At 69.4% G+C, this 10,680-nt stretch carries 14 protein-coding genes and 1 pseudogene; 6 read left to right on the plus strand and 9 right to left on the minus strand.

Going from position 1 to position 10,680, the window contains the following annotated elements; genetic code table 11:
- Both B7X32_RS13385 and B7X32_RS13390 read right to left on the minus strand, forming a co-directional pair.
- The coding region (locus B7X32_RS13385; RefSeq protein ID WP_292720439.1) for a hypothetical protein at positions 1-234 on the minus strand (234 nt) is incomplete at its 3' end.
- Entirely contained in the window at positions 234-827 is a 594-nt protein-coding gene (locus tag B7X32_RS13390) for a PadR family transcriptional regulator (RefSeq protein WP_292720441.1), read from the minus strand. The genes B7X32_RS13385 and B7X32_RS13390, both read right to left, overlap by 1 nt.
- A 148-nt stretch (positions 828-975) precedes the next feature.
- Between B7X32_RS13390 and B7X32_RS13395 the strand changes: the two genes are divergently transcribed.
- Positions 976-1,743: a ribonuclease H gene (locus B7X32_RS13395; protein ID WP_292720443.1), complete on the plus strand. Its 768-nt coding sequence runs from the start codon at positions 976-978 to the stop codon at positions 1,741-1,743.
- A gap of 25 nt (positions 1,744-1,768) precedes the next feature.
- The gene (locus B7X32_RS13400) at positions 1,769-2,065 is read left to right on the plus strand and encodes a DUF503 domain-containing protein (protein WP_292720446.1); all 297 of its coding nucleotides are present in this window, start codon (positions 1,769-1,771) and stop codon (positions 2,063-2,065) included.
- Positions 2,066-2,087: 22 nt separating this feature from the next.
- Here the strand turns inward: B7X32_RS13400 and panB are convergent, their stop codons facing one another.
- Genes panB through B7X32_RS13420 form a run of 4 tightly spaced genes read right to left on the minus strand, consistent with a single transcriptional unit; the run spans position 2,088 to position 5,018 of the window.
- Positions 2,088-2,957 carry a 3-methyl-2-oxobutanoate hydroxymethyltransferase gene (gene panB, locus B7X32_RS13405; RefSeq protein ID WP_292720449.1) on the minus strand — a complete coding sequence of 290 codons (870 nt, stop codon included), beginning with the start codon at positions 2,955-2,957 and terminating at the stop codon, positions 2,088-2,090.
- A complete protein-coding gene (panD, locus tag B7X32_RS13410) occupies positions 2,954-3,346 on the minus strand; it encodes an aspartate 1-decarboxylase (RefSeq protein ID WP_292720452.1) in 393 nt (130 codons plus the stop codon). Before panD ends, panB begins: the two co-directional genes overlap by 4 nt.
- Positions 3,346-4,212: a pantoate--beta-alanine ligase gene (gene panC, locus B7X32_RS13415; protein ID WP_292720454.1), complete on the minus strand. Its 867-nt coding sequence runs from the start codon at positions 4,210-4,212 to the stop codon at positions 3,346-3,348. The genes panD and panC overlap by 1 nt, the downstream gene beginning before the upstream one ends.
- A complete protein-coding gene (locus tag B7X32_RS13420; RefSeq protein ID WP_292720457.1) occupies positions 4,209-5,018 on the minus strand; it encodes a DUF2520 domain-containing protein in 810 nt (269 codons plus the stop codon). The genes panC and B7X32_RS13420 overlap by 4 nt, the downstream gene beginning before the upstream one ends.
- A 394-nt stretch (positions 5,019-5,412) precedes the next feature.
- Between B7X32_RS13420 and B7X32_RS13425 the strand changes: the two genes are divergently transcribed.
- From B7X32_RS13425 to B7X32_RS13440, 4 genes are all read left to right on the plus strand, one after another.
- Positions 5,413-5,643: a hypothetical protein gene (locus B7X32_RS13425; RefSeq protein WP_292720460.1), complete on the plus strand. Its 231-nt coding sequence runs from the start codon at positions 5,413-5,415 to the stop codon at positions 5,641-5,643.
- The gene (locus B7X32_RS13430; RefSeq protein WP_292720463.1) at positions 5,640-6,032 is read left to right on the plus strand and encodes a type II toxin-antitoxin system VapC family toxin; all 393 of its coding nucleotides are present in this window, start codon (positions 5,640-5,642) and stop codon (positions 6,030-6,032) included. The genes B7X32_RS13425 and B7X32_RS13430 overlap by 4 nt, the downstream gene beginning before the upstream one ends.
- Positions 6,033-6,072: 40 nt before the next feature.
- Positions 6,073-6,399: a hypothetical protein gene (locus tag B7X32_RS13435; RefSeq protein WP_292720466.1), complete on the plus strand. Its 327-nt coding sequence runs from the start codon at positions 6,073-6,075 to the stop codon at positions 6,397-6,399.
- Positions 6,400-6,655: 256 nt separating this feature from the next.
- Positions 6,656-7,783 (plus strand): nuclease-related domain-containing protein, encoded by a 1,128-nt coding sequence (locus tag B7X32_RS13440; RefSeq protein ID WP_292720469.1) that lies wholly within the window; start codon positions 6,656-6,658, stop codon positions 7,781-7,783.
- 12 nt (positions 7,784-7,795) lie between these two features.
- Here the strand turns inward: B7X32_RS13440 and B7X32_RS13445 are convergent, their stop codons facing one another.
- From B7X32_RS13445 to B7X32_RS13455, 3 genes and pseudogenes are all read right to left on the minus strand, one after another.
- Positions 7,796-9,391: an APC family permease gene (locus B7X32_RS13445; protein WP_292720472.1), complete on the minus strand. Its 1,596-nt coding sequence runs from the start codon at positions 9,389-9,391 to the stop codon at positions 7,796-7,798.
- 123 nt (positions 9,392-9,514) lie between these two features.
- Complete coding sequence (locus B7X32_RS13450) at positions 9,515-10,033, minus strand: hypothetical protein (RefSeq protein ID WP_292720475.1); 519 nt, start codon at positions 10,031-10,033, stop codon at positions 9,515-9,517.
- A gap of 317 nt (positions 10,034-10,350) precedes the next feature.
- Positions 10,351-10,680, minus strand: a pseudogene (locus B7X32_RS13455) (hypothetical protein); the annotation flags it as partial.

Raw genomic sequence — 10,680 nt, forward strand, 5'->3', positions numbered from 1 at the left:
TTTGTGCGCGGACCCGACGACCGCGTCGGCCAGCGCGGCCTCATCACGCGCGGGCCAAGGACTGCCGGCGGCCCAGATGAGATGCAGGACGCCGACCGCCGCGAGCCCGACCGTCCCGACGGCCCGGCCCGCGATCCCTGCCGCACCGATCGCGCCCTCCGACCATCGCGGGATCGGCGCGTCCGCCCCCGCCCCGGCGCCGAGTTCTCCTCGCTCTGCGGAACCGGCCGGCATCAGTCGGCGAGGATCGCGTACAGACGGCGGCGCGCCTCGTCGAGCACGTCGATCGCCTGCTGCACCTGCTCCGGAGTGCCGGTGCGGGCGACCTGCGCCGCCGCGCCCGCGAGGTCGACCCCCGCCTTGGGCAGCGCTCCGAACGATGCCGCCCCCGCACGAGAGGTGGAGCTCTCCCACGGCGGCGTGCCGGCCTCATCGGCGACGGCGCGACCGGCCTCGGTGAGCGAATAAGTCTTGCGTCCGCTCTGCTCTGCAGCCTCGATCAGTCCCTCGTCCGCGAGGAGCTGCAGCGTCGGGTACACGGATCCGGCGCTCGGCTTCCACGATCCGCCGCTGCGCTCCTCGATCTCCTGGATGATCTGGTAGCCGTGCATCGGCTGCTCGGCGAGCAGGGCGAGCACGGCGGCCCGCACGTCACCGCGAGCCATGCGCGGGGCCTGCGGGCGCTGGTCGAAGGCCGAGCGCAGGTGCTCCATCGCCTCCCAGAGCCCGGCGGTCGGGTTCATCCCCGGGCGTCCGCCGAAGCCCCGTCCACCGCCGGGGCCGAACCCCGACCCGCCGAATCCACGCGGTCCGAATGTGTTGTCCATGACGACCTCCTCGATTCACGCTCGCCCCGAGCGATAGTTAACGATATGTCGCTATGTATCGGAAGGGAAGAGCGGATCCGGATCCGATGACCGCGTTCGCGAGCCCGCCACGCCCGGCGCACGTGCTGCCACGCCGTACGGTGGAAGCATGACGATCACCGCCGCGGCAGACGGTTCCGCCCTGGGCAACCCCGGGCCCAACGGCTGGGCCTGGTACATCGACGATGAGAACTGGGCCGCCGGCGGATCCCCTCACGGCACGAACAACCAGGGCGAGCTGCGGGCCGTGCTCGAGCTGCTCCTCGCGACCGCGGACATCCCGAACGAGAAGCTCGTGATCGAGTGCGACAGCCGGTACGTGATCGACTCCGTCACGAAGTGGATGCCGGGCTGGAAGCGCAAGGGCTGGCGCAAGTCCGACGGCGGCCCCGTCCTCAACCGCGACCTGCTCGAGGGCATCGACGAGGCGCTGCGCGGGCGCGACGTGTCGTTCACCTGGGTCAAGGGCCACGCCGGGCACCCCCTCAACGAGGCGGCCGACCACCGTGCCAACGCCGCCGCGACCGCGTATCAGAAGAAGCGGGATCCGGATCGGGGTCCGGGTTTCTCGGGCACCCTGCCCGCCGCAGCCCCTGCGACGCCGACGCCCGCGACCACCGCGACCCCGACCTCGGATGCCGTCGCAGCGGGCTCGGCTGCCGGATCCTTCGCCCTCCCGGTCGTGGCGTCCTCCGCCGCCCCCGCACCCGCGCTGTGGGCTGAGGCGTCCGATCTGCTCGATGGCCTCGACCTCCCCGTGGATGCGACCCCGACCGAGCTGCGCGTGACGCTCAGCGCCGAGGAGCACGCCCGCCTCCGCGACCGCGCCGACGCCCAGGGCGTGACCCTGGAGGAGGCGCTGCGTCGTCTGATCTGAGCGCATCAGGTGCCACACTGGCCGGATGTGGATCGGATGGATCGAGTTCGACATCCTGCTCGGCGACGTGCACTCGCTGAAGGAGAAGCGCAGCGTGATCCGGCCGCTGCTCGCCGAGCTCGGCCGGCGGACCGAGGCCGCGGCGGCCGAGGTCGGCGCCCAGGATCTGCACCGCCGCACGACGCTCGGCGCATCCGTGGTCGCCGCGCACGCCTCCCACGTCCGCGACGTGCTGGATCAGGCCGAGCGCCTGCTCGTCGAGCAGCATCCGGAGATCACCGTGCTGTCCGCCCGGAGAGGGCTGCACAGCAGCGAGGACTGAACGCGCGGTCCTCCGCGCCGCCTCACCGCCCCGCGAGCAGCTCCTGCAATCGCGCGGCCTCGTCCGCGGGCATCGAATACGCGTGTTCCGGCGCCGGATACACGTGCGCGCGCACCTCGTCGGCGTAGGCGGTGACACCGTCGATCGCGGCGGACCGCAGGTCGGCGTAGCGCTTCACGAACCTGGCCGCGCCGCCGTCGTAGATCCCGAGCAGGTCATGGAAGACGAGCACCTGACCGTCGGTGGCGGGTCCCGCGCCGATCCCGATCACCGGGATGTCGAGCAGCGGCATGAGCGCCGCGGTGACCTCGCTCGGCACGGCTTCGACGACGAGCAGCGAGCATCCCGCATCCTGCAGCGCGACGGCGCTGTCGATCACCGCGAGGGCGGCCTCGGCTGTGCGCCCCTGGGAACGGTAGCCGCCGAGCGACGTCGCCGTCTGAGGGGTGAGGCCCACGTGCCCGACGACGGGGATCCCCGCGGACACGAGCGCACGCGCCCGGTCGACCGAGGTGCCGCCGCGCTCGATCTTGACGAGGTCGCAGCCGGTCTCCTTGACGAAGCGCTGCGCCGTGGCGAGGGCCTGCGCATCCGAGGTCTCGTAGGAGCCGAACGGCAGATCCGCCACCAGCAGGGGCTTCGTGAGCCCCCGGCGCACGGCCTTCGTGAGCATGATCATCTCGTCGACCGACACGGGCACCGTGCTGTCGTAGCCGAGCACCGTCATCGCGGCGGAATCGCCCACGAGCACCATGTCGACGCCGGCCGCCTCGACGATCTGCGCGCCGGGGTGGTCGTACGCGGTGACCATGACGATCGGCTCGCCCGCGGCCTTCTTCGCGGCGAGGTCGCCGAGCGTGAGCCGGCGGCCGGGGGCGGCGTGCGCGCTCATGCGACGGCCTCGGTCAGCAACGTGTCGACGGCGGAATCGACCTGGATGATCGCGTTCGACCGGTCGACGTGCACCACGGTCGGCGCATACTCGGCGAGGTCCTCGGGCGAGTAGTCGGCGTACGAGATGACGATCACGGTGTCCCCGGTATGCACGAGGCGGGCCGCGGCGCCGTTGACCTGGATCACCCCGGATCCCCGCCGTCCCTCGATCGTGTAGGTCTCGAAGCGGGATCCGTTGTCGACGTCGACGACGTGCACCTGCTCGTGCGGGAGGATGTCGGCCGCCTCAAGCAGATCGGGGTCGATCGTGATGGATCCCACGTAGTGGAGGTCGGATCCGGTGATCGTCGCGCGGTGGATCTTCGACTTCAGCATGGTGCGTCGCATCAGGCGTCGCCTCTCCTGTCGGTGGAGCGGAGGATGTGGTTGTCGATGAGTCGTGCGGCGCCCACACGCGCGGCGACGGCGAGCAGAGCCTCGCCGTCGAGACGGGTGACGGGCTGCAGGGTCTCGGCGTCGCGGAGTTCGAGGTATTCGGGAGTGATACCGGCGGCGGCGAGGACGGTGCGGGCCGAGGCCGTGAGGGCGTCCGTGCTGCGCTCCCCTGTCGCGGCGAGCGCCTGCGCCGCGTCGAGCGCCCTGTTGAGCGCCGTCGCCTGCGCCCGGGCGTCGGCGTCGAGGTAGACGTTGCGCGAGCTCATGGCGAGACCGTCGGCCTCACGGACGATCGGGCAGGCCTCGATCCGTACGTCGAGGTTCAGGTCGCGCACGAGCCGACGGACCACGAGAACCTGCTGCGCGTCCTTCTGGCCGAAGTAGGCGACGTCGGGGGCGACGATGCCGAACAGCTTGGCGACGACCGTGGCGACGCCGTCGAAGTGGTGCGCGCCGCGGCTGGCGCCGTCGAGCACGTCGGTGATGCCGCCGATGTGGATCGTGGTGGCGAAGGCGTCGGGGTAGATCTCAGCAGACTCAGGAGCGAAAAGGATGTCGACCCCCTCGTTCGCGGCGAGGGCCGCGTCGCGCTCCTCGTCACGCGGGTACCGGCTGAGGTCCTCGTTCGCGCCGAACTGCGTGGGGTTGACGAAGAGCGAGACCACGACGAGGTCGTTGTCCTTCCTGGCTGCCTTCATGAGCGACAGGTGCCCATCGTGGAAGGCGCCCATGGTCGGCACGAGCCCGACGCTCTTGCCACGTTTCCTGGCGTCGCGCACCGCTTCGCGCACTCCGGCGATCGTGCGGATGATCCTCATGCGCGGGTCCTCCCGCCTTTGCTCGTTGAGCGAGCGGAGCGAGACGAAACGCCGTCACCTGCGGTCGCGGCGAGCGCACGGGTCTGCGCGGTCAGAGCGGCGAAGAGCGGAGCGAGTGCGGGGACGCCCTCCACGACCGCGGCTCGCTGACGGGCAACGGTCTCCTCGTCGCCTCGGGCGATCGGCCCGGTGAGCGCCTCCGCGGCACCGACCTCGACCCAGTTCTCGACGGTCTGACGCACGAGCGGGGCGAGGATCGTGCGGGCCTCCGTGGCGGGGATCCCCGCCGATCCGGCGATCTGCTCGGCCGCGTCGAGGACGGCGAGCAACAGGTTCGAGGCGATCGACGCGGACGCGTGATACCCCGCGCGGTGCACGTCATCGACGCGGAACGGGTGCGCTCCGAGGGCGTGGGCCAGGTGCTCCGCTACTGCCAGGGCTTCCGGCGTGCGCCCGTCGATCGCCGCGCCGATGCCGCGGAAGACGTCCGGCGCCTCGGATCCGGTGAAGGTCTGCAGCGGATGGATGCTGAAGTCGACGGTGTCGAGACCCGTCGCGCCGGAGACGTGGCCGATCATCCGTGCGTGCGGGCGGGCGACCTCTGCCGCATCGTGGATCGCGGCGTCGGGAACGCACAGGATCACGAACTCGACGGTCGGGATGACGTCGCCGCGACCGAGCGGCCCGATCACGTCGTAGCCGGCGGTGCCGAGCGCCCGCGCGAGCACGCTGCCGAGCCGCCCGGCGCCGACGATGGCGATGCTGCGGTCCGGGGCGGACGAGGAGGAAGAGACGGCTGCGTTCATTGTTGGACCCGGTCGGGATCGACGTCCGGGACGGGTCGAGTATCCGCCCGCGGGTGGATCCGGGCCAAATCGGAGAGCATTCAGACATCCTTTGTGGCGGATTGTTCGCTCAATAAGTTGCATTCGAACGATCTTTACTTCTCGTTTCGATCTACAGCACTAGCAGCCGATCACTCGCAGCTCGTCCCGCACATCTCGAAAGCGACGCGAGTTCTCCCCTTGTTCCGTTCCTGGCGCCGACAGCCGCCGCCGGTGCGGCCCAAGCTGAGCGGATGGGAATCAGATACTTCGCCTCCGCGGTTTCAGCGCGGCAGATCACTCAGTCACGCGAGTGTCCACGGGGATGCCTCGGAATCCGCTATCAAATGGGCCGACCTGCATGCATACTGTAAGCATGCCGAATGTGCTGATTCGCGACCTCGACCCGGCGGTGCACTCCGTGCTGTCGGCGCGAGCGGAAGCACGAGGGCAGTCCCTCCAGCAGTACCTGACCGCGGAGCTCACGCAGCTCGCCGGGCGGCCGACGCTGGCGGAGATGCTCACCGAACTGGAGCAGAGACCGCCACGGCACATCCCTCGCGACGCGATCCTCAAGGCGATTCGCGACGGCCGGCGAATTCGATGATCGTCGTCGACGCCTCGACGGTCGTCGAATTGCTCGTTGTTCATGGATTCACTCCGCGACCGCTTGATCGCCTCGTGGGCGAAACGCTCATCGCTCCCGATATCCTGCCCGTCGAGATCGCCTCGGCGCTCCGCGGCTTGAACCTCGGAGGGCATCTCGACAATCGCGACCTCGACGTCGCCGGCAACGACCTCCTCCGACTTCCCATCGACCTGCACCCCACGCTGCCGCTGATTCCGAGGGTGCTGGCGCTTCGGAGCAACTTCTCCACCTACGACGCAAGCTACGTCGCCCTCGCGGAGGCGTTCCGATGCCCGCTGCTGACGCTCGACCGGCGGCTGGCGAAGGCGACCCGGCTGCATTGCGACATCGACGTCGTGGAGTTGTGACGCCCCGCGCGGCCCAGAACCGATGCGCAAGTATGGATCCATGACCGCTCAGCGCACCGTCGTACTGCACGTGTCGGATCGGCCGGAGGACGTCACCCGAGCCATCGGCATGGCCGGGATCCTGCACGGGCACCGCCCGGAGACCCGGATCCGGATCATCGTGAACGGCCCGGCAATCCCCGGCGTCGCCGCCGACGCCACGCCGCTTCCGGCGACGGACGTCGCGACGGTCGAGGCCTGCGAAGGCGGCCTGCGCAGCCATCGCATCTCCGCCGATGCGCTTCAGCCCGGCGTCATCACGGTGCCGGCCGCGGTGGTCGCGCTGAGCGACGCCCAGTTCGGGGGCGCGGCCTACGTCCGCGTGTGATGCGCACTTCGCCGCATGAGCCGCGAGCGGCGGCGACCAGCGGCGCAGCCGCCGGATGCAACGACAGATCGGAGGGGCTCATGGACGACAACGAGGTGATCGATGGCGTCGGCGCCCGACTGCGAGGCTTCCGCACCGCCCGCAACCTCACCCTGGCCGAGCGATCTCCGCTTCGCGCTGACGATCGGAATATCGGATCCGTCCGGCGCGCAGGCGGTTGCCGGGAAATGTCGGCCGCGCCTGATTGGCTGGACGGATGGAGACATCCACGCTCGCCCTGATCGTCACCGCCGCGGTCCTGTTCATCGCCCTCGTCGTCACCGCGTGGGTGATGAGCCGGCGCACCCGGCGCGCCAAGGACGAACTCGCCGCCGCGCGGCAGGAGCACTCCTCGGAAGAGAGCACTCTCACCGCTCGGCACGCGGGCGAGAAGCGGGAGCTCCAGCAGCAGCACGATGCGACGCTCGCCGAGCTGGCCGTCCGGAACGATTCGCAGACGCAGCAGCGCCTCGCAGAGCACGAGACCGAGGTCTCCCGCCTGCAGGCGGAACGCGACGCCGCCGTCAAGGCCGGGACCGAGTCTCAGCAGCTCGCCGCGCAGGGCATGCGGTGGGAGCTCGCCTCGCGGGAACTGCTCGTCGATGCGTGCACCGCCGCGGGGCTCGACGCGATCATCGCCACCAACATCGTGTTCTCCCCGCACGACGACGAGGCCACCGCGCCGTACTGCGTGCAGCTCGACCACCTGGTGATCACCGAGAAGGCCGTGGTCCTCGTCGACAGCAAGAACTGGAAGGGGCTCATCTTCGACGGCAAGAAGCCTTCGACGATGGCCGGCGCGCTGTCGATCCTGTTCGACGAGGCCTCCCTGCCGACGTCGTACGCGATCTCGCTGAAGCGCGACAGCGCCGGCGCCGTCTCGGTGCGTTCGAAGCTCGAGGACGAGTCGCCGGCGTTCCAGGTGCGGCGGCAGGCCCGACGATTCCACGGCCATCTCGCGGCCCGGCACGGCTCCGCCCCGTACGTGCAGACGTGCGTCTTCTACTCGCACCCGGACGCCCGGGTCTGGACGGACGGGCTCGACGAGGGCGAGCGCGGCCGGGCGACGCGGATCGCCTCGGCCCGCACGATCCAGAAGGCGCTCATCGATGTGCAGGCGAATGGATCCGCCGCGCCGACGTCGCATCAGCTGACCCAGCTGGTCGCGACCGTCCGCGAACTCGGCGCCGACCTGCACGGCACGGGCCGATTCGCCTCCGAGTTCGCCAGCCCGGTGCCGCTCACGTTCCGCGTGCCGGCACCCGCAGCGCGGACGACCGCCACCGCGCCGACCGCGACGCAGGACGGCCCGCGCATGGCGAGCCGCCGGCGCGCGGTGGCCTGACCCGCCGCCGGTTCACAGCCCGTCGTCGAAGACCTGCTGCGCCGAGGTGTCCTTGGTGGCGTCGGTCTTCGCGAGCCGCTCGCCGCGGAAGAACGCCGGATCCGCCTTGGCCTGCACGAACATCAGGATCACTCCGATCCCGAGCACGGTCACGCCGATGATCCCGACCAGGCCCACTCCGGCGATGTTGCTGCCGGATCCGGCCGACGGGTCCATCGCGTCGATCGTCGTCTTCACGAAGACGATGAGCAGCAGGATCCCGCCGATCCCCGGGAGGACGACCTTCGAGATGACGGATCCGAGGCCCTCGCGGAACGCGGACTTGCGGAAGTACCAGGGGCTCGCCAGCGCCGTGATGCCGTAGTAGAAGCAGACCATCATGCCGAGCGCGGTGATCGTGTCCCACAGCACGTCTTCGCTGATGAAGCGCATCACCGCGTAGAACACGGATGCGACCACCGAGGAGAGCAGCAGCGCCACGTGCGGCGACTTGTACTTCGGGTGCACCTTCTTGATCGCCGGCGGCAGCGCGCCGTAGTGCGACATCGCAAGCAGCGTGCGCGCGGGCGAGATCGCCGTGGAGTTGATCGACGCCATGGCGCTCACCAGGATCGCGAGCGAGAGCAGGATCGCCGCCGGCCCCATGACGGGGTGGGCGAGCGCCGCGAAGACGTTCTCGATGATGTCGGGGTTGCCGAGGCCGGTCGGACCGTCGCCGAGCCCGGCATAGGCGACCGTGGCCGTCGCCGTGCCGACGTAGAGGACGACGAGGATCCCGACCAGGATCATCGCCGCCTTGCTCTCGGTCGAGAGCCGGCCCTTGGACGGCTTCGTCTCCTCGCCCATGGTCAGCACGGTGTCCCAGCCCCAGTAGACGAAGATCGAGACCGCGATGCCCGCCGCGAAGGCGCTGAAGCTCGACACCTCGAACGGGTTGAACCAGCTCAGCTCCGGCATCTTCGCCTGCGTGTTGGCGGGGTCGCCCGCGCCCACGAACATCGCGACGACGAACCAGACCATGACGGCCATCTGGAAGATGACGGTGATGTACTGGAAGATCTTCGTCGACGTCATGCCGCGGTAGGAGATGTAGGTCGCGAGCGCCATGAAGGCGAGGCAGACGAGGATGTTGATGAACTTGTTCGCCGCCAGATCGGCGATCGACGGGTCGCCGACGAGGATGCTGATCGACTGGAACAGGAACTCCACCGCGATGCCGGCGAGGTTCGAGAGCACGAGCACCGTCGCCGCGACGAGCCCCCATCCGGCCATCCAGCCGATCCAGGGTCCGAACGCGCGCGTCGCCCAGGTGAACGACGTGCCGGAGTCCGGCATCGCCGAGTTGAGCGCACGGTAGCCGAGCGCGACGAGCAGCATCGGGATGAAGCCCATGAGGAAGATCGCGGGCGTCTGGTAGCCGACTTCGCTCGCTGCCGGGCCGACCGCGGCCGTCAGCGTGTAGGCGGGCGCGCACGTCGAGATGCCGATCACGAGGGCGCCGAGCACGCCGACGGTTCCCGTCGGAAGGCCCTTCTTGCTGATCCCGGTGACCGAGTCGAGGGTTCGCGTCGCCGGATCCGATGTGGCCTGGTCGTACTTCTCTGCCATGAGAGTCCTGCTTTCCTGCGTGGGTCGCGCGTGTGCGGCGGCAGTGAGCAGATCGGGAGCTCGTGACCGTGTGCCGCGATGTTACGACCTTATGGGTTGGCTGAATGGTTGTGGAATCCGCCTTCAACAGCCGGGAGCCGACGGGCGCTCAGCACAGGTGCCCAGCACGAGTGCCGTGTGCGCCTTGACGACGCGGATCTCCTGACCTGCGGGAGGTCCGTTCAAGGTGCCGCGGATCGGGATCCAGCCACCTCCGAGATCGACGTCGGCGGCGTAGGTGACGGCGACCGTGACCGTGTAGCGGCCGGCCTGCTTGTAGACGTGGCTCGTGTTCGTGGGCGTGAACTGCGCCTGCCCGTTCGCATCCCACGCGGTGCCGGGACCGGCACTGTCGCGGCTCTCACCGTCGCCGTAGTCGAAGGCGTAGTTCACGGGCGTGAAGCGGATGCTCAGCGCCCGGCCGAGGACCGTGCCCTGGACCGTCTCGGTCTTCGCGCTGCTGAGGAAGTTCGCCGGCAGTCCGACGACCGCGACGTTGCCGGGCTCGCCGTCGACCGTGGCGGTGGACGGGACGAAACGAGCGAGGTCGGTGATGGTGACGCTCCAGCCGGGGGAGCCACCAATCGGTACGGCGTCCGCCACTCCCACCGGTCTGAGCGAGCGACAGTACGCGCTCGGCGGCCCTGGCGTTGCCGCACAGACCTCCTGCGGGGATGGAGATGGGGTGTCGCCGCCTGGCTGAGCTGGGTCGCCGGTGCCGGCACCACCGGAACCACTGCCACCCTCGGTGTCGGTGTCGCCGATGGTGACACCACCGCCGTCGTCCGGCTCACAGAACCCCACTGCTGCTGCCTCGAAGCTGCACCCCGTGACCGACTCGGCGGAGGCCGTCATCGCGTGAAGACCGCTCACCAGAAGGACCTGAAAGATAAGGACGCCCAGTCCTGCAGCGAACGTGACTAGCGCGCGGCGCATGTGACGTCGCCTGGATTCGACTCGCTAATCTTCAACGCAGCACCGCTCTGAACCATGCGCACGCGAATGCTCACCAAGTTGTTGCGATCAGCAGGGGTAACGTCTGCTCCGTCCTCGGCCACGACTCGACTCCCGCTGACATCCAGACACACATCCGCGTCGACTGAACCTGCGCCTCGGTTGAAGGCCGTCCCACGGAAGCCCGTCAGCTCATTCCTCCCGGTCACGTGAACTCCGCGTTCCTTGAGCATTCGTTGAGTTGCGACGTCTTCATCGAGCGCCCTCCCTATCAAGTACGACTCTGGGCTCACCGA

Origin of the sequence: Microbacterium sp. 13-71-7 (genome assembly GCF_002257455.1) — a bacterium.
Lineage (GTDB): Bacteria > Actinomycetota > Actinomycetes > Actinomycetales > Microbacteriaceae > Microbacterium.